A 20,554-nucleotide genomic window follows, 5' to 3' on the forward strand; every position below is an offset into this window, starting at 1 on the left:
ACAATGGAAAAAATCTATCTCAACTACCAGTTTCAAAAAGCAACAAATTCAAACGATAAAACTCAAACGATGGTATTTATCCACGGGCTATTTGGCGATTTGAATAATTTGGGTGTCATTGCTCGAGCCTTTGCAGAGAAGTACCATATTTTACGTGTAGATTTACGCAATCACGGGCAATCATTTCACTCCGATGATATGAACTATCCGAAAATGGCAGAAGATCTGCGTGATTTACTTCAGCATCTATCCATTCAAGATGCCATTCTTGTGGGACATTCGATGGGTGGAAAAACCGCAATGACTCTTGCAGATTTAGCTCCTAGCTTAGTTGAAAAATTAGTGGTAATTGACATTGCACCTGTGGCTTATCAACTTAATCGCCACGATAGTATTTTTGCGGGGTTGTTTGCGGTGAAATCAGCAAAACCAGAGAATCGCCAAAGCGCCAAAATTGAGATCGCTAAAGGGATAAAAGATGAAGGTGTTCAGCAATTTATGCTGAAATCATTTGATCCTACAAGTCCTGAGAGTTTTAAATTTAATCTATCTAGTTTACATAAGAACTACGCAAATCTAATGGGCTGGCAATCGGTTTCAGTACATAAACCGACTTTATTCATCAAAGGCGAGCTTTCTGATTATTTACAAGAAAAAGACACCCAAACTGTACTAAATCAATTCCCTCAAGCAAAATTATTCGTTGTGAGTAACGCAGACCACTGGGTTCACGCTGAAAAACCTGATGCCGTTGTTCGAGCAATTCAGAAATTTTTAGGTTAATCTGTGTTTATCTAAGAGTAAAAGTCAATGAAACACTTAACATATGGTTTCATTGACTTTTATCGAAAATAGGTCGTAACTACTCTACTCTGTTGCCAAAGTTTCTAAAGGTTTATCTAATTTAATATCTGTTACAATGCCTTTTGCATCAAAATAAACCAATAATGTATGTTGAATTGGATCATTATGCCCTTCACGTTTAATAAAAACATAATCCCAACGATTATCGGCAAACATATCTTTTAACACAGGTGTGCCTAATAAGTATTGCACTTGCTCTTTATTCATTCCAACTTGAAGTTGAGAAACTTTATCTTGCTCTAAATAATTGCCTTGTGGCACATCAATTCGATAAACCACTTTTTTTACGGTTGAACAGGCACTAACGCCCAAGCCTAAGAGTAAAATAGCAACAAGAGATTTCATTTTCATAATCGTAACCTTATAAGTCTCAAAATTAGGTAAATCATACCGAAACTGTGTCAAAAATGCCATTATTTATTGCGAGTAAGCTGGTCGCGTAAATTGGCAGGCAGTCCTTTGATTGTCAAAGTGTCATTTAGTTCATCCCAAATAATACGTTGTGATAATAACTCGGCATCAAAGCTAATTGTTACCCCTTTTCCCGAACCTGAATATTTAGTGAGTGTTTTCAACGCATTGCGTACAGGAGGAATATTTTCTTCTAATCCATATTCTTGATTTTGTGTAAATGTTGCAAAATCTTGTTCATTAAGAGTAGGTAAAGCTGCAGAAAGTTCTTCAATCGCAATTTCTTCACCACTATTGATTTGTCCTTTACAATAATCAAAGACCTGCTTTTTCACCGCTTGGGTTTGATTGCTATTCAGTTCCCCTTGTTCACAATAATCACTAACAGCTTGTAATAATGTCTGATTTTGTAATTGTGGATTTAGCCCTTCATCTGCACTCAGAAAATCCATAAAGAAATCCGCAACTTTTCTCCCCACTCTACCTTTAATAAAGGTAAGATAACGGTTAGATTGTGCATCTAATTTCAACTCGGTGAGATTGATCCGACAAGCAATATCATACTGAGTAATTTCTAAATATTCCGTCCGTTTTACCTCTAGGTGATCATCAACTAAAATTGAACTACGACTATCAATTAAGCCGATAAATAAATATTCAGTGGCTAAGAATGTATAACGGCATAAAATAAAAGTACCACCTGATGCAAACGGATATTTGGCTAACTCATTAGCTAACATTTTGGCAGCACTATGGCTAAAAGGTAAAAAGTCAGTTTCTTGTTCTAATAAACGATTAAGTTGTTGAGCAAAGATAGATTCCGATCTAAATACGCCATAGGCTTTTGCTTTTCCTTGATAGGTTTGGTGCAGCTGTAACATCATTTGCTCAGCCTCTGGTGTAATAGCTAATAAATTTTCACGCAATACGGTATTCAGTTGCGGTGGTTCATCTTGGGTTTGGTGAAGTTGATGTAATACGATTTCTGTAACTGTGATGCTCATAATAATCCTTGTAAGCGGTGAGATATTGTAAATTTTTGACAAATTGACTATCTGTGATTATAAGCTATTTACAAATGATGAAAAACCTTTCAAACTCTGTTTGGAATTTTTATTCACTTTAGAGAGGAAAAAAACTATGACAAAAGTAATTCATACTGAAAATGCACCAAAAGCAATCGGCCCTTATGTTCAGGCAGTAGATTTGGGTAATTTAGTTCTCACTTCAGGTCAAATTCCTGTTAATCCACAAACTGGTGATGTGCCTTCAGACATTGTGAAACAAGCTCGTCAATCATTAGAAAATGTAAAAGCGATTATTGAACAAGCGGGTCTAACAGTTGCTGACATTGTGAAAACAACCGTTTTTGTGAAAGATCTGAATGATTTTGCAGCAGTAAATGCTGAATACGAAGCTTTCTTCCGTGAGAATAACCACCCTGCATTCCCTGCACGCTCTTGTGTAGAAGTGGCTCGTTTACCAAAAGATGTTGGTATTGAAATTGAAGCTATTGCGGTAAGAAAATAAAGAACCACTAAAAATAAGGAACAATAATGAAAGTGATTAAACCAACGTGGTCTGTACCAAATCATATTCACGCTTTTACTACAGTAAGAGAAGGAGGTGTAAGTTTACCACCTTTTACGAGTTTTAATTTGGGCGATCACGTAGGTGATGATCCATTATTGGTTAAACAAAACCGCCAAATTCTAACAGAACAAGGCGGTTTACCCCATTTTCCTATTTTCCTTACTCAAACCCACAGTACCAAAGTACTTCGTATTCCAACTAAGAGTAATGACTTAAATGCAGATGCGGTTTATACCAACCAACCTAATCAAGTTTGTTTAGTAATGACCGCAGACTGCTTACCTGTCATTTTTTGTAGCCAAGATGGAAAAGAAATTGCAGCAGCACACGCAGGTTGGCGTGGTTTATGCGATGGTATTTTAGAAGCTACTGTTAAAGAATTTGCTTGTAAGCCATCACAAATCACAGCGTGGTTAGGGCCTGCAATTGGCCCAACAGCATTCCAAGTTGGTCAAGAAGTTATTGATCAATTTTGTGCCGTTGATCCACAAGCTCAAGATGCTTTTATAGCTGATGAACAAACAAGCGGTAAGTTTCTCGGCAATCTTTACCAAATTGCTACACAACGCCTTAATAAGTTAGGCATTACACAAATCTCTGGCGGTGATTTCTGTACTTATTGTGATGAAAAACAATTTTTTTCCTATCGCAGAGATCAACAAACAGGGCGAATGGCAACCCTGATTTGGCGAGCAGCATAGCTTATCTATTTTTAATGTAGGAGTGTTAAATGTAATGTTCCTACATTTCTCTCAAAAGATTTCACCATTCAAAGCATTTCATATTCTCAATTTTCATTCGTTGCAGTTAGTGGTACAATCTCCAACTATTTTTATTAACTGAAGAAGACTTATGAGTCGTACAAAAAAAACACGCCGAATTACCGATATTATGCCTGCAAGAAAGGCAGATAAACCTTTTGAACAACCAAAAGCTAGACCATCAAAGAGCCGAAAACCGAGTCGTTATGAGTTGGATCTACAAGCTCGTGAAGAAAAGAAAAAGCGTAAACATAAAGGGTTGCCATCAGGCTCTCGTGCTAACGAAGGTGTAGAACAGAAGAAAGCGGTTGCAAAGGAAGTTAAAGATCCTCGAATTGGTAGCCGTAAAAAAGTGCCATTAATGGTGGAATTTGTAAATCAGCCAGAAAAAGGTAAAACGATCAAGCCTGTAATATTAGAAGTGGAAAAACCTCGTCTTTCACCAGAATTAGAATTAGAGCAATTAGAAAATAATGAGTGCTTAAATCAATTATTAGATGATTTAGAAGCTGGCAAAACATTATCTGCTGAAGATCAAAAATTTGTTGATGAATGTTTAGACAGAGTCCACGAATTGATGACCGAATTAGGTATTGAAGATGAAGAAGATGATTCTGAAGCTTTATTACGTCAATTTGAAACAATGGATATAAATAAATTCCGCTAATTGATTAGTAAGGTCGGCTTTAGCCCACCATTTCGATATTATTGCTTTAAATATGATGGGCTAAAGCCCATCCTACGATTATAGAGTTTAACCAATGATGCGTTTTTTCTTACTTATTTTGGCTGTTTTAGTGCTTATCTCAATGGCAGGTTATGCGATTTCATTATTTATGAAATTAAATCGCCAGCAAAAGCAATTAAAACAAGCAAAAAATGCTCGTTATCTTAATATCTTAGACAGTATAGATGTAATTGCACGAGCAATGCTTGTTGAACAGTGTGATTTTTCCGAAGGTGTCTTACGATTAAAACCTTTACTTGATGTATTAGGCAAGAAATTATCTCAATTTCCAGCAATGTGGGAACTATATCAAGTCGTTGAATCAATGCCTATTTTAGAAGAGCGTAAAACACTTAAACGTAATGAGCGAATGAAGCTTGATTTAGAACGTGAAGCAAAAGAAGCGGAATTGGCAGAACAGATTAAAACAGAACTCCAACAGTTATTAGCTGAAATGGAGCAATTTAAACAAGAGTTGAAGTAGGTTATCAATGTCAGAAATTATTTGGGATCTCAATCTCATTCAAAAATATAATCAATCGGGGCCACGCTATACTTCTTACCCAACGGCACTGGAATTTAATGAATCATACAATGATGATGATTTCCAAATTGCCGCTGCACGCTACCCAGATAAACCACTTTCCCTTTATGTACATATTCCATTTTGTCATAAACTTTGCTACTTCTGTGCCTGTAATAAAATTATTACTCGCCACCAGCATAAAGTAGATATTTATTTAGATTATTTAGAGAAAGAAATTAAATATCGTGCTGAGCTGTTTAAAAATCGCCGAGTAACGCAAATCCACTGGGGTGGCGGTACGCCAACTTATCTCGATGAAGAGCAATCTCTTCGTTTGATGGCAATGTTGCGTAAACATTTTAATGTCAGTGAAGATGCAGAAATTAGTATTGAGATGGATCCGCGAGAGATTGAGCTGGATATGCTAGATCACTTACGTCAAATCGGGTTTAACCGAATTAGTATGGGTATCCAAGATTTCAATAAAGAAGTTCAGAAACTAGTTAATCGTGAGCAAGACGAAGACTTTATATTTGCTTTGATGAAGCGAGCAAAAGAATTAGGTTTTACTTCTACTAACATTGATTTAATCTATGGCTTGCCAAAACAGACGGTAGAAAGTTTTCTCTTTACATTAGAGAAAGTAATTGAGCTAAACCCTGATCGAATGAGTGTGTTTAACTATGCACACTTACCAAGTCGATTTGCAGCTCAAATCAAAATTAAAGATGAAATGTTGCCACCGCCACAAACTAAGTTAGATATTTTACAAAAGACAATCGAAACATTAGGTAACGCAGGTTATAAATTTATTGGAATGGATCACTTTGCTAAACCTGACGATGAATTAGCTGTCGCTCAACAACAAGGTATTTTACATCGTAATTTCCAAGGTTATACCACACAAGAAGATGCTGATTTACTAGGAATGGGCGTATCTGCGATTAGTTTATTAGGCGATAGCTATGCTCAAAACCATAAAGAGCTAAAACAGTATTATGCTGAAGTTGAAAATCGTGGTATTGCTTTGCAAAAAGGGCTCACAATGACTAAAGATGATTGCTTACGTCGAGATGTCATTAAAGCCTTAATTTGTAACTTTAAATTAGACTATGTTTCATTTGAGCAAGAGTATCAAATTGATTTTAAAGTATATTTTAAAGAAGATTTGGAATTGCTTGCTCCATTAGTACAAGATGGTTTATTGGATATTGGCGAAACAGGGATTAAAGTTTCACCAAAAGGACGATTACTTATCCGTAATATCTGTATGTGTTTTGATATTTATTCAAGACAACAAGCGAGAAGACAACAATTTTCACGCATTATTTAATAAACAAGCGGTGAGATTTACAAATTTGTTAGCAAATCTTACCGCTTGCTGTTCCACAAAATGATAGGACGATATATGAAACAGCACCATTACAATTTACTTTCACTTGCCGTAATGACGGCTTGTTATAGCAATTATGCAATGGCAGAACAAGAGACAGAGAAACCAATCAATGCTTTACAAGCACAATGTTTGCTTGGTGTTCCACAATTTCACGGTGAAGTCGTGAAAGGTGATCAAACACAATTACCTGTCTATATTGAAGCAGATAGTGCTTTAATCAACCAACCTAAAGATGCAACCTACACAGGTGATGTAAATATTCAGCAAGGTAATCGTACGATCTCAGCCGTTCAAGTTCGAGTAGAGCAAGATGGTGATAATGCTCGTTATGCTTATTTACAAGGCTCATTTGATTATCGTGATAATATTATCAATGCCAAAGGGCGTGATGCGACAATTAACTTAATAAGTAAAGAATCTAATTTGGCTAATGCAGATTACCAGTTAGTCGGTCGCCAAGGTCGTGGAACAGCACAAAATGTTTCGGTTACAGATGAACAACGTGTAATGAAAAATGCGACTTTCACTTCTTGTTTACCAAATGACGAGTCTTGGTCGATAGAAGCAAATGAAATGATTCAACACGTCAAAGATGAATATGCGGAATTATGGCACGCTAGATTTAAAGTCTTAGGTGTGCCTGTATTTTATTCGCCTTATTTACAATTCCCAATTGGTGATCGCCGCCGTTCAGGGCTACTTATTCCAAATGCAGGACATTCAAGCAGGGACGGTTATTTCTATTCTCAACCATTTTATTGGAATATTGCTCCGAATATGGATGCAACTTTTACGCCTACTTATTTCAGCCGTCGTGGTTGGCAACTTAGTCCTGAATTTCGTTATTTGACAAAATTGGGGGAAGGTAAATTTGCGGCAGAGTATATGCAGAAAGATCGTTTACCTGCTTGGACTGAAAAACAAAAATCTCGCCATTTACTGTTTTGGCAACATACCGTTAATTTCGCAAGTAACTGGCGTTTTTCTGCAGACTACACTAGAGTAAGTGATAGACGTTATTTTTCTGATTTTGTATCAAATTATGGAAATAGTACCGATGGTTATGCCACCCAAAATTTTAAATTAGGTTACTATCAACCAAACTATAATATCTCAATTGCAGCCAAACGATTCCAAACTTTTGATGAATCAGGTAGTACTCCATATCGAGTATTTCCACAAATTGATTTCCATTATTACAAAAACGATCTAGTAAAAAATGGGGATTTCTCGTTCTTTGGGCAAGCATCCTATTTTGCTAATGATAGTAAAACAATGCCAACAGCTTGGCGTTTTCACGCTGAGCCTGTAATGAATTTCCCATTTGCAAATCGTTTTGGGAGCGTTAATTTAGAAACCAAATTATATGCAACGCAATATCTTCAGAAAAAGGGTGAAGATGCAAATGCTGAAGATATTCAGCGTAATGTAACGCGTGTATTACCACAATTTAAACTAGACTTGAAGACGACATTAGAAGCAAAACGAAATCTTTTTGATGGTTTTGACCAAGTTTTAGAACCACGAATTCAGTATCTTTATCGCCCTTATAAAGACCAATCAAACATTGGTTCGCAACGTCAGCAAAGTTTAGGGTTAGGCTATGACTCAGCACTATTACAGCAAGATTATTTTTCGCTTTTTAATGATCGCCGTTATAGTGGTTTAGATCGCATTGCATCAGCTAATCAAGTTACTGTTGGGGGAACCACTCGTTTCTTTAACAACCAAACAGGCAGTGAAGTATTTAACTTTAGTGCAGGACAAATCTATTATCTGTCGCCTTCTAAGATTGATAATATTTCTGCCAACAGCACAACTAAACGTTCATCATCTTGGTCATTAGAATCAAACTGGAAATTCCACCCAAAATGGAATTGGCACGGTTCATATCAATATGATATACGTCTAAATAAAACAGCATTAGCCAATACATCTCTACAATATAAGTTTAAAGAGAATAATCTTGTGCAACTTAATTACCGTTATGCAAGCCGTAACTATATTGACCAAAATTTAAGTTCTAACCGTTATGGGCAAGATATTAAACAAGTTGGTGCAGTGATAGGTTGGGAAGTAACAGATAAAGTAGGAATAATGGCATCACATTATCACGATATAGCGTTGAAAAAACCAGTAGAAAGCCAATTAGGTATTACATATAACACTTGTTGTTGGAATGTCTCTCTTTATACTGCAAGACGCTTAGTTGCAACGCCAACGGGTAAATCAGATACGATTAGAGATTTCTACTATGACAATCGTTTTGGCATTAATTTTGAATTACGCTTTGGTAATAATTACAATAGCGGAGTTTCAAAAATGCTTAAACGAGGAATTATTCCTTATACAGAAGCATACGATATCAATTAAAAAGATAGAAAACAAAATGGTTGTTAATAATTTTACTATCTATAACTATTAACAATCATTTTGCTTATTTCACAACCTTACCTATTTTAGCTTTATAGGTGTAATGGACAAAATAGTTGCTGATTTACCCATTACACCTCCATTACACCCCAAGAGATAAAACGGCAAAAATAAACCCACCTTGAGCAGAATGTCTGTAAAGGTGGGTTTGTCAGTGGTCTGAAATGGGGAGCTTGTTCCCCATTTTTGTTTTTGATATTCCTATTTTACTACTGCATCACAGATGAAGATTTGGTTTTCTTCACTTTAATACTTTTTGTACTTAGTGGAATGATCTCAATCCCTGTTGGTGGATTTTGTAATGCAATGGCTAGCACTTCATCAATAGTTTCAACAGGGTGAATGGCTAAGGCAGATTTAGCATTTTCTGGGATCTCTTCCAAATCTTTTTCATTTTCCTTTGGAATAATCACTGTTTTTATGCCACCACGATGTGCTGCCAGTAGTTTCTCTTTTAAGCCCCCGATTGGTAGTACTTTACCACGCAAGGTGATTTCACCTGTCATTGCCACATCAGCACGCACTGGGTTACCTGTTAAGCTAGAAATCAATGCGGTACACATTGCAATACCTGCACTTGGGCCGTCTTTAGGGGTTGCACCTTCAGGGACGTGAACGTGAATATCTCGTTTTTCATAGAAATCTTCCGCAATGCCTAATTTTTCTGCTCTTGCTCGTACCACCATCATTGCAGCTTGAATTGACTCTTTCATTACATCGCCTAGTGAGCCAGTGTAAGAGAATTTGCCTTTACCTGTTACTGATGCGGTTTCAATGGTTAATAAATCGCCGCCTACTTCTGTCCAAGCTAAGCCTGTTACTTCACCAATACGGTTTTGGTTATCCATTTTACCGTAGTCAAAACGCTGTACGCCTAAATAATCTTTGAGATTATCTTGATTTACCGTAATCGTTCTGAGTTTTTTATCAATCACGAGTGCTTTTACTGCTTTACGGCAAATTTTAGCGATTTCTCTCTCAAGGTTACGCACGCCAGCTTCACGAGTGTAATAGCGGATAATGCCAAGAATTGCACTATCTTCAATTGTCAATTCATTGTCTTTAATGCCGTTATTTTCTTTCTGTTTTGCAATAAGATGCTCTTTCGCAATATGCATTTTTTCGTCTTCGGTGTAGCCAGAAAGACGAATAACTTCCATACGATCTAATAATGCAGGGGGAATATGCATTGAGTTAGAGGTTGCAACAAACATTACATCAGAAAGATCATAATCCACTTCTAAATAATGGTCGTTAAAGGCTTTATTCTGTTCAGGATCAAGCACTTCTAATAAGGCTGATGCCGGATCACCACGCATATCCTGTGCCATTTTATCAATTTCGTCTAATAAGAAGAGCGGGTTACGCACGCCAACTTTTGCCATTTTCATCATTAACTGACCTGGCATTGAGCCAATGTAAGTGCGGCGGTGTCCACGAATTTCGGCTTCATCACGCACACCACCTAGTGCCATACGCACATATTTACGCCCAGTAGCATTTGCAATAGATTGTCCTAAAGATGTTTTCCCTACTCCTGGTGGTCCAACTAAGCAAAGAATTGGGCCTTTTAGTTTATTCAAGCGACTTTGTACCGCAAGATACTCTAAAATACGTTCTTTCACACGTTCTAAGCCGTAGTGGTCTTTGTCCAATACTTCTTGAGCTTTTTGCAAATCTTTTTTCACAACTGACCGCTTATGCCAAGGCATTTGTAAAATCCAGTCGATATAACCACGCACGACAGTCGCTTCAGAAGAACTTTGTGGCATTGCTTTGAGTTTATTAAATTCACTATCTACTTTTTCTTTTACTTCAGCAGGGAGTTTTGCCTCTTCAATTTTGGCCTTTAATTTATCTAATTCGCTCTGTTCTTGTTCTTCGCCATTACCAAGCTCTTTTTGGATCGCTTTGATCTGTTCATTGAGATAATAATCACGCTGATTTTTTTCCATTTGTTGTTTTACGCGATTACGAATACGACCTTCCATTTCAAGGGTATCCATCTCTGTTGCCATTGCAACTAACAAGGCCTCAAAACGAGCAATTAAGTTTACTTCTTCAAGTAGTGCCTGTTTTTGTTTTACCTGAGCGACTAAATTAGCTGCCATTGTGTCAGCTAAACGCTCTTCAAAGGTGATTTTTTGTAGTTTTGGCAGAATTTCTGCAGGCACTTTTTTATTACTTTTAACGTAATTTTCAAATTCGGTTAATGCTGTTTTCGCAATCGCTTTTAATTCATCGTTATCTTCTTGATATTCAGACATTAACGGTGTAACACCTGCCCAAAAACCATTTTCATCATCGTGAATGTGTTCGGCTTTCGCTCTTACTTGCCCTTCAACCAACACTTTGACTGTGCCATCGGGTAAATTCAACATTTGGATAATGTTTGCCATTACCCCTACATCGTAAATATCTTCAACGGTTGGATCTTCTTTATTCGGGTCTTTTTGTGTCACTAAAAAGAGTTGCTTATTGGTTTCCATCGCTGCTCGTAAGGCTTGGATAGATTTATCTCGCCCTACAAATAACGGCATTACCATAAATGGGAACACCACAACATCACGCAATGGTAATAACGGTAATTCAATCGGTTTCTTTTTTCTTGCCATTTTCTTTACTCTCCGAAAAATGTAATTCGCTCATTATGGGGTCTTATTTTGGAAATACAAGGGAAAAATAGGAGAGAATTGATAATAAAATAAAAGCATTCAAAAAGCCTTGAAAAAATGCTATATTCCTTAACATTTGTGGTATATCACCACTATTTTTAAACATAACTATCAACATAGCTATCAAAGAAAGCTACAAAGAAAATCATACAAAAAATGGCGAATTATTCAGATATTAGTATTGCCCTAGCAGGTGTTTGCCAAGCGGCAAGTTTAGTCCAAAATTTTGCACATCAAGGTAGTGCAGAGAGAGAAATCCTCGCTCAATCTTTAAAAAGCCTACTCGTTTTACAACCAGATTCAACCCTTGCTGTGTTTGATAATGATCTTCAACATTTAAAACAGGGATTAGAAACGATATTTGCTCAATTTGGTGGAAAACAAGGGAAGTTAGATACTGAAATCGGGCGTTATTGGGTAGGTATTTTAGCGTTAAGTCAAAAGCTAGATAAAAATCCTCAAACTAAAAGTGAATTAGCACAGCGTTTGCTCCAACTTGAGCGTCAATTATCATTATATGACAATGACATTTTACACGAGCAGATGATAGCTAATATGGCGAGCATTTATAGCGATTTGATTAGTCCGTTAGGCTCTCGTATTCAAGTATTTGGTCGTCACGATTTACTTTCTCGCCCTGATATTCAAAATCGTATTCGTGCCACTTTATTAGCAGGTATTCGTGCAGGTATTCTGTGGCAACAAGTTGGGGGAAGTCGTTGGCAATTTTTCTTCTCTCGTAAAAAAATTCTTAATGCAACTCAATCTTTATATTCATCGTTATAACTGGAGAACATTTTATGCAACTCAATGCACTTACTGCATTATCCCCGATTGATGGTCGTTACCAAGATAAAGCAACGGCATTACGTCCTATTTTTAGTGAATTTGGTTTACTCAAATTCCGCGTTACGGTGGAAGTTCGCTGGTTACAGAAACTGGCATCTCACGCTCAAATTCAAGAAGTTTCAGCTTTATCTCAAGAAGCAAACGATTACTTAAACCAAATTGTTGCGAATTTCTCTCTTGAAGATGCAGAACGTATCAAAACTATCGAACGTACAACTAACCACGACGTAAAAGCGGTTGAATATTTCTTAAAAGAGAAAAGCGAAGCCTTGCCTGAATTAGCGAAAGTGAGTGAATTTATTCACTTTGCTTGTACTTCAGAAGATATAAATAATACATCTCACGCACTGATGCTTAAAACAGCGAAAGAAGAAGTGCTATTACCAGAATGGAAGAAAGTGATCGATGCAATCAAAGAGTTAGCCACTCGTTATAAAGATATTCCATTACTCTCTCGTACGCACGGACAACCCGCTAGCCCAAGTACTATCGGTAAAGAGATGGCGAATGTAGCATATCGTTTACAACGCCAATATAAACAGCTCGAAAACTTAGAAATTTTAGCGAAAATCAATGGTGCTGTAGGTAACTATAATGCTCACCTTTCGGCTTACCCTGAAATTGATTGGCATACTTTCAGTCAAGAGTTTATTGAGTCGCTTGGGGTTACTTGGAATCCATATACTACTCAAATTGAACCGCACGATTATATTGCAGAATTTTTTGACTGTGTGGCTCGTTTTAATACGATCATTATTGATTTTGACCGTGATATGTGGGGCTATATTGCTTTAAATCACTTCAAACAACGTACAATCGCAGGTGAAATCGGCTCTTCTACAATGCCACATAAAGTAAACCCAATTGATTTTGAAAACTCAGAAGGAAATTTAGGTTTAGCGAATGCGGTAATGAGCCATTTAGGACAGAAATTACCCATCTCACGTTGGCAACGTGATTTAACGGATTCAACCGTATTGCGTAACTTAGGGGTTGGCTTAGGCTATGCGTTAATTGCTTATGCAGCAACCTTAAAAGGTATCAGTAAATTAGAAGTGAATGAACAACACTTGCGTGATGAATTAGATCAAAACTGGGAAGTGTTGGCAGAGCCAATTCAAACCGTAATGCGTCGTTATGGTATTGAAAAACCATACGAAAAATTAAAAGAATTAACTCGTGGTAAACGTGTTGATGGCGAAGCAATGCGTCAATTTATTGATGGTTTAGAGCTACCACAGCACGAAAAAGATCGCTTAAAACAAATGACTCCTGCAAGCTATATTGGTTATGCGGTGGAGTTGGTTGAAAAATTGTAAAACTTTTTTGAAAATCGACCGCTTATAATAGGCAGGCTCAGATTATTGATAAACCTATTTGTTGTAGGGTGGACTTTAGTCCACCGTTTCATCTATTGATTGTATATGGTGGGCTAAATCCCACCCTATACATTTTATTGTTTGTGTTTATTAGCGGTCTGATTTTATCAATGTTTTACCAATGACAAACAGGTAACGTTATGAAACAGTCTATTCGTCATCAAAAAATTATTGAGTTAGTCAATCAATCAGGCTATGTCAGCACTGAAGAGCTTGTTGCTATTTTGAAGGTAAGTTCACAGACTATTCGCCGTGATTTGAATGAGTTGGCGGAAAATAACCTTATTCGCCGCCATCACGGTGGAGCTGCATCTCCATCTAATACAGAAAATAGTGATTATAGTGAACGTAAACAATTTTTCTCAGAGCAAAAAAGTCGCATAGGGAAAAAGGTTGCAGATATGATTCCAAATGGGGCATCGCTGTTTATTGATATTGGCACAACACCTGAAGCGGTAGCGTATTCGTTACTGAACCATAAAGATTTAAGGGTGGTTACGAATAACTTAAATGCCGCACATATCTTATTACAGAAAGATAATTGCCAAGTGACTATCGCTGGCGGTGAATTGCGTGCCGATGGCGGTATTATTGGTGAGGCGACAGTAAACTTTATCAATCAATTTCGCTTAGATTACTGTATTTTAGGTATTAGTGCAGTGGAATCAGATGGTTCAATGATGGATTATGATTACCACGAAGTTCAAGTTAAACGTGCCTTAATGCGTAATGCTCGTAATATCGTATTAGTAACCGATCACTCTAAATTTACACGCAATGCAATTGTGCGATTAGGCGATATCAAAGAAGTGAATTATCTATTTACTGATCGCCCGTTACCATTAGAATTACAACATTATTTAAGCCATAGTGATGTGGCGGTTTATATCTGTAACGAACAATAATGAAAAATCATTTTACTCGAGATAAATGGCTTGCATACGCTCAGCTAATGCGTTTAGATAAGCCTATCGGCACATTATTACTATTATGGCCTACGTTATGGGCTTTATTTACCGCTGCTAAAGGTGTTCCTCCTTTACCTATTCTAATTATCTTTATATTAGGCGTTATTGTAATGCGTGCAGCAGGGTGTGTAATTAACGACTACGCAGATAGACACATTGATGGTAGTGTGAAACGAACATCGCTACGCCCACTTGCTACAGGACGAGCCACAGCGAAAGAAGCTAAAATTTTGTTTGCTACATTACTTCTTATTGCATTCTTATTAGTTTTACAATTAAATTTTTATACTATCGGATTATCCTTTATTGCTGCAGGACTAGCTATTGTTTACCCTTTTATGAAACGCTACACGCATCTGCCACAGTTTGTGTTAGGAATGGCGTTTGGTTGGTCTATTCCGATGGCTTTCGGTGCAGTAAATCAGAGCCTACCCTTTGAATGCTGGTTACTCTTTTTTGCTAATTTAGCTTGGACGGTAGCTTACGATACTCAATATGCAATGGTTGATCGTGATGATGATTTACGCATTGGCGTAAAATCTACGGCAATTTTATTTGCACAATATGATAATAAAGTTATTGCATTATTGCAGTTTATCACCTTAATTCTCTTAACTTTATTTGGAAAATGCCAAGGTTATCCAACCGCTTATTTTATTGCTCTCGCATTTACAGCAACTCTTTTTATTTATCAATGTAAATTAACTAAACAACGTGAGAGAAGCGCTTGCTTTAAAGCATTTTTGAATAATAATTATGTGGGCTTAGGAATTTTTATCTCTATCTTAATTGGAATTTTTGCTCAATAATGTCGAAAATACCTACAACTGAATTATTCTCGACATTTCTTGCTTGCATAAAGAGAGTAAGGTTTTTATAATCACGCCCGTTACCACTTCTTAAAGCCAGTGTGACGAAATTGGTAGACGTAGCGGATTCAAAATCCGCCGCCCTTAAAAGCGTGTCGGTTCGAGTCCGACCACTGGCACCAAATATCCAAATTCTAATTACTTTCCCCTTATAGATCTAATCTTATATTGAAATGTTCAGTGTAATGAACAAGGGTGTAATGGACTCGATCCTTTACTCAATACCCCTTACCTAATTTTTATCAATTAGCCATTCATATTTATTGTCCGATTTCTGAGTAATAGATAAATCGCCTTGTTGTTGGCAAAGTAATTCAAAATCAGAAAAAATAGTGTAAGGGGAAACTTTCAATAATAAGCGTTCCCCTTTATTTAATTGCTGAATAGCCCTTTTAGTTATCAATAACGGTAAAGGGCAAGAGTAGGCGGTAAGATCGAGTTGATAATCCATTAGGCTTTACGGCGTTCAGCCATTATTTTACCCATTGCATCAAGTTCATCGTGATTTAAATGCGTACGACCAAGCTCAAATAATGGTTCTTCAATCGCAATATGCTGATCGTAACCTGCAACGAAACGAGCAATCAATTTGCGATCTACATTTTTACGTTGCCCTAGTAATAGCTCGTTTAACTGAAGTGACAATAAATCCCAATTATGATGCAGATCGTGATGTTGCTCCGCTAATGTATCCACTGTTTGCTGAGTTTCAGGTAATTGCTTAATTAAAGCGGGAAAGAAATCCTTTTCTTCATCATCGTGATGTAAAGGGGCTGATTGATTAAAATAATTTAAGATCTGCTTTACATCATTCTGTACTGCCTGATTACACCCATTTTGTTCAATATAATCAGGTAATATTTGTAACTGTCGGCAAAAACTTTTCACTTTACTATGACAAGCATAAAGCATATCAATCGGTTGTTCCCAACTAGCAAACTGTTGTGGTGATAAATTAAGCATTTTCATTTTCCTGATTGATTTGTAATGGTGGCACTTCTTTACCAATTTTTTGGTAAAACTCTACCACAAACTGCTCAAAACGATCATCTTCAATCGCTTGTCGAATTTGCTCCATTAAGCGTTGGTAATAGCGTAAATTATGAATAGTATTCAACCTCGCCCCTAAAATCTCGCCACACTTATCTAAATGGTAAAGATAGGCTTTAGTGTAGTTTTTGCAGGTATAGCAATCACATTCAGGGTCAAGAGCGGTTGTATCATTACGATATTTTGCATTACGAATTTTTACAATACCATTGCTGACAAAGAGATGTCCGTTACGAGCATTGCGGGTTGGCATTACGCAATCGAACATATCAATTCCACGACGAACACCTTCTACTAAATCTTCGGGTTTACCTACGCCCATTAAATAGCGAGGTTTATCTGCAGGAATTTGTGGACAAACATACTCTAAAATACGATGCATATCTTCTTTAGGTTCGCCAACCGCTAAACCACCAACAGCATAGCCGTCAAAACCGATATTAACTAAGCCTTCTACGGAGATTTTACGTAATTCTTCATAGACACCTCCTTGAATAATACCAAAGAGTGCATTTGGGTTTTCAAGTTCATCAAAGCGATCTCGGCTACGTTTCGCCCAACGTAATGACATTTCCATTGATTGTTTAGCATAATCAAAAGTGGCAGGATAAGGTGTACATTCATCAAAAATCATCACAATATCTGATCCCAGATCGTACTGAATTTCCATTGATTTTTCTGGCGATAAGAAAACTTTCTCACCACTAATTGGATTTTGGAAATAAACCCCTTCTTCCTTAATCTTACGCAATTTCCCTAAACTAAACACTTGGAAACCACCTGAATCCGTTAAAATAGGGGCGTGCCATTGCATAAAATCGTGTAAGTCACCGTGCTGACGCATAATCTCTTGCCCTGGGCGTAGCCAAAGATGGAAAGTATTCCCCAATAAAATTTGCGCCCCTGTTGCAGCCACTTCTTCAGGTGTCATACCTTTTACTGTGCCATACGTCCCCACAGGCATAAAAGCTGGAGTTTCAACGTGAAATTCGCCTTTAGGGCGAGAAAAAGTCAAACGCCCACGACGAGCATTTCCACTGGTTGTTTTTAATTCGTACTTCATTTTTCCTACAAATAAACAGTTTGTAAAATAAAACGCAGTAAGAGCAAATGGCTCTACTGCGACCGTTAGTTTCGTAGTATAGCTTAATTACCACTAAAATTCAGCTTGAAATCATAAGCGGTAAGTTTTAAGTTATTTTTTGCAAAAGATTCGGAAAAACTTACCGCTTGCATTGTCATATAGCATAAAATAAAAAATCTACAAATCAATTAAGCCCTTTGATTTAATAAAGTTTAATTGAATTGTAGATCAGCATAATTTAATAGATTTGTATTTAATTTTATTCTGGACGAACACCTAAAGTATGGCAAATTGCGTAACTTAATTCAGAACGGTTTAATGTGTAGAAATGGAAATCTTTTACCCCTTCCTTTGATAAAATTTTCACCATATCCATTGCAATGCTAGCGCCAACCAAATTACGAGTTGTTTGGTCATCTTCTAAACCTTGATACATTTTTGTCATCCAACTAGGAATTTTTACATTAGTGATTTTAGCCATCTTTTCAAGTTGTTTAAAATTCGATACAGGTAAAATTCCAGGTACGATTTCCACATCAATTCCTACTGTTGCACAACGGTCACGGAAACGTAGGTAGCTATCAATATCAAAGAAAAACTGTGTAATAGCTCGGTTTGCACCTGCCTCAATTTTTTGTTTTAGATAAAGTAAATCAGATTGTGCTGATTTTGCTTCAGGGTGAACTTCTGGATATGCTGCAACGGAAATCTCGAAATCGGCAACATCTTTTAATAACGCGACTAAATCTGATGCATAAAATGGCTTTTTTGCATAGCCAGCAGGCTCATCACCACGCAATGCAACAATATGGCGAATACCGCTATCCCAATAATCTTTTGCGATTTGACGTAATTCATCAGGTGTTGCATCAATCCCTGTTAAGTGTGGTGCTGCGATAATACCCGTCTCTTGTTGAATTGTTTTTACAATAGAGTGCGTACGATTACGTTCTCCTGAGTTTGCTCCATAAGTTACAGACACAAATTTTGGTTTAAGTACCTTTAAACGATGAATTGAATCCCACAGTAATGTTTCCATCTTCTCATTTTTTGGTGGGAAAAATTCAAATGAAACATTAATTTTGCCATTTAAGTCAGCAACACTTTGATTCAAGAGATCAATTTCTTTTGCGTAGCTCATAAGTACCCCATTGATACATTTATTTGTTGTGTTTAATTATTATATATGATGTTTAATTTGCATACTGTACGCCTCTTTGGACGTTTAGATGGCTAAACTTTAATAAGTTATACCTATTATGTCAATTCCATTATTTTCATTTTATCTATGAATAAAATTCATAATAAAAATAAGCTATATGTAAGTTGATTAAGTTTTGAAACAAAAAAGCGATCAAATGTACAACTATTTGACCGCTTTGGATTTACTATTTTTTATTAGCGTTTCTTCGCTTTTGGATTTGGAAGGTCGGTAATTGAACCTTCAAATACTTCAGCTGCTAAACCAACTGATTCGTGTAATGTTGGGTGAGCGTGAATGGTTAGTGCAATATCTTCTGCATCGCAGCCCATTTCAATAGCTAAACCAATTTCACCTAATAATTCACCACCATTTGAACCCACAATAGCACCACCAAGTAAACGATGCGTGTCTTTATCGAAGATAAGTTTGGTCATACCTTCTGAACATTCGGATGCAATTGCACGTCCTGAAGCGGCCCAAGGGAATTTAGCAACTTCATAGTTTAAGCCTTCTTGCTTACACTCTTTCTCTGTTTTACCTACCCAGGCAACTTCTGGCTCAGTATAAGCAATTGATGGGATCACTTTTGGATCGAAATAGTGTTTTTGCCCTGCAATAACTTCCGCTGCAACGTGTCCTTCGTGAACACCTTTGTGTGCTAACATTGGTTGTCCAACAATATCACCGATAGCAAAAATATGTGGTACGTTGGTACGCATTTGTTTATCAACGTGAATGAAACCACGCTCATCAACTTCAACACCCGCTTTACCCGCATCAAGTAATTTACCATTTGGTACACGACCGATAGCAACTAATACCGCATCGTAACGTTTAGTATCGTTACACGCTTTACCTTCCATTGAAACATAGATACCGTCATCTTTTGCTTCTACTGCGGTAACTTTGGTTTCTAACATTAGTTTGAATTTTTTCTCGATCTGTTTGGTGTAAATCGCAACAACATCTTTATCCGCTGCAGGAATTACTTGGTCAAACATTTCAACAACTTCAACTTCTGAACCTAACGCATTGTAAACCGTACCCATCTCTAAACCGATGATACCACCACCCATAATGAGTAATCTTTTTGGCACTTCTTTTAATTTAAGTGCATCTGTTGAATCCCATACACGTGGGTCATCGTGTGGAATAAATGGTAATTGAATTGGACGAGAACCTGCTGCAATGATCGCATTATCAAATTTAATTGTTGTTGGATTACCATCACGATCACGAGCAACTAAAGTATTTGGATCGGCAAATGTTGCTTGACCTTCTACCACTGTTACTTTACGAGCTTTCGCCATACCTGCTAAGCCACCTGTTAATTTAGATACAACGGCTTCTTTACCTGCACGAACTTTGTCTAAATCAATAGTCGGCTCACCAAAAGTAATACCGTTATGCTCTGCGTGTTTAGCTTCTTCAATCACTTTTGCAACGTGAAGTAATGCTTTAGAAGGAATACAACCTACATTTAAACATACCCCACCTAACGTTGAATAACGTTCAACTAATACTGTTTCTAAGCCTAAGTCTGCACAACGGAATGCTGCTGAATAACCCGCTGGACCAGCACCAAGTACTACCACTTGAGTTTTAATTTCTTTGCTCATTTTTACCTCTGAAGTAAATTGTTTCTCTTAACCATACCGTTATTTTAACGGTTTTAACAATTTTGTAACGAGAACAAGATCACAGAATAGAAAATAAGCGGTCAGTTTTTAAAAAATCTTTGCAAATTTTTTTATCAATCTAACCG

General features: G+C 37.0%; 19 protein-coding genes and 1 tRNA gene. 12 read left to right on the forward strand and 8 right to left on the reverse strand.

Going from position 1 to position 20,554, the window contains the following annotated elements; all coding sequences use genetic code 11:
- The first annotated feature begins 3 nt into the window (after nt 1-3).
- Complete coding sequence (locus A1D25_RS04195) at nt 4-783, forward strand: alpha/beta fold hydrolase (protein ID WP_157394439.1); 780 nt, start codon at nt 4-6, stop codon at nt 781-783.
- An 84-nt stretch (nt 784-867) separates the two neighbouring features.
- Here the strand turns inward: A1D25_RS04195 and bamE are convergent, their stop codons facing one another.
- Complete coding sequence (gene bamE / locus A1D25_RS04200; RefSeq protein ID WP_157394440.1) at nt 868-1,215, reverse strand: outer membrane protein assembly factor BamE; 348 nt, start codon at nt 1,213-1,215, stop codon at nt 868-870.
- A 62-nt stretch (nt 1,216-1,277) separates the two neighbouring features.
- Nucleotides 1,278-2,279: a nucleoid-associated protein YejK gene (yejK, locus tag A1D25_RS04205; protein WP_157394441.1), complete on the reverse strand. Its 1,002-nt coding sequence runs from the start codon at nt 2,277-2,279 to the stop codon at nt 1,278-1,280.
- A 136-nt stretch (nt 2,280-2,415) separates the two neighbouring features.
- On the opposite strand from yejK, the gene A1D25_RS04210 reads away from it, so the two are divergent.
- From A1D25_RS04210 to lptD, 6 genes are all read left to right on the forward strand, one after another.
- Nucleotides 2,416-2,805, forward strand: coding sequence for a RidA family protein (locus A1D25_RS04210; RefSeq protein ID WP_157394442.1), 390 nt, complete (start codon nt 2,416-2,418; stop codon nt 2,803-2,805).
- A 26-nt stretch (nt 2,806-2,831) separates the two neighbouring features.
- Nucleotides 2,832-3,569, forward strand: coding sequence for a peptidoglycan editing factor PgeF (gene pgeF, locus A1D25_RS04215; protein WP_157394443.1), 738 nt, complete (start codon nt 2,832-2,834; stop codon nt 3,567-3,569).
- Nucleotides 3,570-3,720: 151 nt separating this feature from the next.
- Nucleotides 3,721-4,296: a Der GTPase-activating protein YihI gene (gene yihI, locus A1D25_RS04220; protein ID WP_157394444.1), complete on the forward strand. Its 576-nt coding sequence runs from the start codon at nt 3,721-3,723 to the stop codon at nt 4,294-4,296.
- 94 nt (nt 4,297-4,390) lie between these two features.
- A complete protein-coding gene (locus A1D25_RS04225; RefSeq protein ID WP_157394445.1) occupies nt 4,391-4,840 on the forward strand; it encodes a DUF2489 domain-containing protein in 450 nt (149 codons plus the stop codon).
- A 7-nt stretch (nt 4,841-4,847) separates the two neighbouring features.
- Nucleotides 4,848-6,215 carry an oxygen-independent coproporphyrinogen III oxidase gene (gene hemN, locus A1D25_RS04230; RefSeq protein ID WP_157394446.1) on the forward strand — a complete coding sequence of 456 codons (1,368 nt, stop codon included), beginning with the start codon at nt 4,848-4,850 and terminating at the stop codon, nt 6,213-6,215.
- A 75-nt stretch (nt 6,216-6,290) separates the two neighbouring features.
- On the forward strand, nt 6,291-8,651 hold the full coding sequence (lptD, locus tag A1D25_RS04235) for an LPS assembly protein LptD (protein WP_157394447.1): 2,361 nt from the start codon (nt 6,291-6,293) through the stop codon (nt 8,649-8,651).
- Between the two features lie 269 nt (nt 8,652-8,920).
- Here lptD and lon read toward each other — a convergent pair whose 3' ends face one another.
- Entirely contained in the window at nt 8,921-11,326 is a 2,406-nt protein-coding gene (gene lon, locus A1D25_RS04240) for an endopeptidase La (RefSeq protein WP_157394448.1), read from the reverse strand.
- 216 nt (nt 11,327-11,542) lie between these two features.
- On the opposite strand from lon, the gene hflD reads away from it, so the two are divergent.
- From hflD to A1D25_RS04265, 5 genes are all read left to right on the forward strand, one after another.
- The gene (gene hflD, locus A1D25_RS04245) at nt 11,543-12,172 is read left to right on the forward strand and encodes a high frequency lysogenization protein HflD (protein WP_157394449.1); all 630 of its coding nucleotides are present in this window, start codon (nt 11,543-11,545) and stop codon (nt 12,170-12,172) included.
- Nucleotides 12,173-12,186: 14 nt separating this feature from the next.
- Nucleotides 12,187-13,554: an adenylosuccinate lyase gene (gene purB / locus A1D25_RS04250; protein WP_157394450.1), complete on the forward strand. Its 1,368-nt coding sequence runs from the start codon at nt 12,187-12,189 to the stop codon at nt 13,552-13,554.
- A 200-nt stretch (nt 13,555-13,754) separates the two neighbouring features.
- Nucleotides 13,755-14,519: a DeoR/GlpR family transcriptional regulator gene (locus A1D25_RS04255; protein WP_157394451.1), complete on the forward strand. Its 765-nt coding sequence runs from the start codon at nt 13,755-13,757 to the stop codon at nt 14,517-14,519.
- A complete protein-coding gene (gene ubiA, locus A1D25_RS04260) occupies nt 14,519-15,391 on the forward strand; it encodes a 4-hydroxybenzoate octaprenyltransferase (RefSeq protein WP_157394452.1) in 873 nt (290 codons plus the stop codon). The genes A1D25_RS04255 and ubiA overlap by 1 nt, the downstream gene beginning before the upstream one ends.
- A gap of 95 nt (nt 15,392-15,486) precedes the next feature.
- Nucleotides 15,487-15,573, forward strand: a tRNA-Leu gene (locus A1D25_RS04265).
- A gap of 110 nt (nt 15,574-15,683) precedes the next feature.
- Here the strand turns inward: A1D25_RS04265 and A1D25_RS04270 are convergent.
- From A1D25_RS04270 to lpdA, 5 genes are all read right to left on the reverse strand, one after another.
- Entirely contained in the window at nt 15,684-15,902 is a 219-nt protein-coding gene (locus A1D25_RS04270) for a sulfurtransferase TusA family protein (protein ID WP_157394453.1), read from the reverse strand.
- The gene (locus tag A1D25_RS04275) at nt 15,902-16,414 is read right to left on the reverse strand and encodes a hemerythrin domain-containing protein (protein ID WP_157394454.1); all 513 of its coding nucleotides are present in this window, start codon (nt 16,412-16,414) and stop codon (nt 15,902-15,904) included. Before A1D25_RS04275 ends, A1D25_RS04270 begins: the two co-directional genes overlap by 1 nt.
- On the reverse strand, nt 16,407-17,564 hold the full coding sequence (tgt, locus tag A1D25_RS04280; RefSeq protein ID WP_157394455.1) for a tRNA guanosine(34) transglycosylase Tgt: 1,158 nt from the start codon (nt 17,562-17,564) through the stop codon (nt 16,407-16,409). Before tgt ends, A1D25_RS04275 begins: the two co-directional genes overlap by 8 nt.
- 280 nt (nt 17,565-17,844) lie before the next feature.
- Nucleotides 17,845-18,726, reverse strand: coding sequence for a methylenetetrahydrofolate reductase (gene metF, locus A1D25_RS04285; RefSeq protein WP_157394456.1), 882 nt, complete (start codon nt 18,724-18,726; stop codon nt 17,845-17,847).
- A gap of 257 nt (nt 18,727-18,983) precedes the next feature.
- A complete protein-coding gene (gene lpdA / locus A1D25_RS04290; RefSeq protein ID WP_157394457.1) occupies nt 18,984-20,408 on the reverse strand; it encodes a dihydrolipoyl dehydrogenase in 1,425 nt (474 codons plus the stop codon).
- Between the last annotated feature and the right edge of the window lie 146 nt (nt 20,409-20,554).

The organism is Ursidibacter arcticus (assembly GCF_009761375.1).
Classification (GTDB): Bacteria; Pseudomonadota; Gammaproteobacteria; order Enterobacterales; family Pasteurellaceae; genus Ursidibacter; species Ursidibacter arcticus.

Bases quoted from the DNA above. Each gene is read 5' to 3' on its own strand.
- A1D25_RS04225 (WP_157394445.1), top strand. From the start codon at position 4,391: ATGATGCGTTTTTTCTTACTTATTTTGGCTGTTTTAGTGCTTATCTCA.
- A1D25_RS04275 (WP_157394454.1), bottom strand. From the start codon at position 16,414: ATGCTTAATTTATCACCACAACAGTTTGCTAGTTGGGAACAACCGATT.
- yejK (WP_157394441.1), bottom strand. From the start codon at position 2,279: ATGAGCATCACAGTTACAGAAATCGTATTACATCAACTTCACCAAACC.
- bamE (WP_157394440.1), bottom strand. From the start codon at position 1,215: ATGAAAATGAAATCTCTTGTTGCTATTTTACTCTTAGGCTTGGGCGTT.
- A1D25_RS04195 (WP_157394439.1), top strand. From the start codon at position 4: ATGGAAAAAATCTATCTCAACTACCAGTTTCAAAAAGCAACAAATTCA.
- A1D25_RS04270 (WP_157394453.1), bottom strand. From the start codon at position 15,902: ATGGATTATCAACTCGATCTTACCGCCTACTCTTGCCCTTTACCGTTA.
- lpdA (WP_157394457.1), bottom strand. From the start codon at position 20,408: ATGAGCAAAGAAATTAAAACTCAAGTGGTAGTACTTGGTGCTGGTCCA.
- lon (WP_157394448.1), bottom strand. From the start codon at position 11,326: ATGGCAAGAAAAAAGAAACCGATTGAATTACCGTTATTACCATTGCGT.
- ubiA (WP_157394452.1), top strand. From the start codon at position 14,519: ATGAAAAATCATTTTACTCGAGATAAATGGCTTGCATACGCTCAGCTA.
- pgeF (WP_157394443.1), top strand. From the start codon at position 2,832: ATGAAAGTGATTAAACCAACGTGGTCTGTACCAAATCATATTCACGCT.
- hemN (WP_157394446.1), top strand. From the start codon at position 4,848: ATGTCAGAAATTATTTGGGATCTCAATCTCATTCAAAAATATAATCAA.
- metF (WP_157394456.1), bottom strand. From the start codon at position 18,726: ATGAGCTACGCAAAAGAAATTGATCTCTTGAATCAAAGTGTTGCTGAC.
- hflD (WP_157394449.1), top strand. From the start codon at position 11,543: ATGGCGAATTATTCAGATATTAGTATTGCCCTAGCAGGTGTTTGCCAA.
- purB (WP_157394450.1), top strand. From the start codon at position 12,187: ATGCAACTCAATGCACTTACTGCATTATCCCCGATTGATGGTCGTTAC.
- A1D25_RS04210 (WP_157394442.1), top strand. From the start codon at position 2,416: ATGACAAAAGTAATTCATACTGAAAATGCACCAAAAGCAATCGGCCCT.
- yihI (WP_157394444.1), top strand. From the start codon at position 3,721: ATGAGTCGTACAAAAAAAACACGCCGAATTACCGATATTATGCCTGCA.
- lptD (WP_157394447.1), top strand. From the start codon at position 6,291: ATGAAACAGCACCATTACAATTTACTTTCACTTGCCGTAATGACGGCT.
- A1D25_RS04255 (WP_157394451.1), top strand. From the start codon at position 13,755: ATGAAACAGTCTATTCGTCATCAAAAAATTATTGAGTTAGTCAATCAA.
- tgt (WP_157394455.1), bottom strand. From the start codon at position 17,564: ATGAAGTACGAATTAAAAACAACCAGTGGAAATGCTCGTCGTGGGCGT.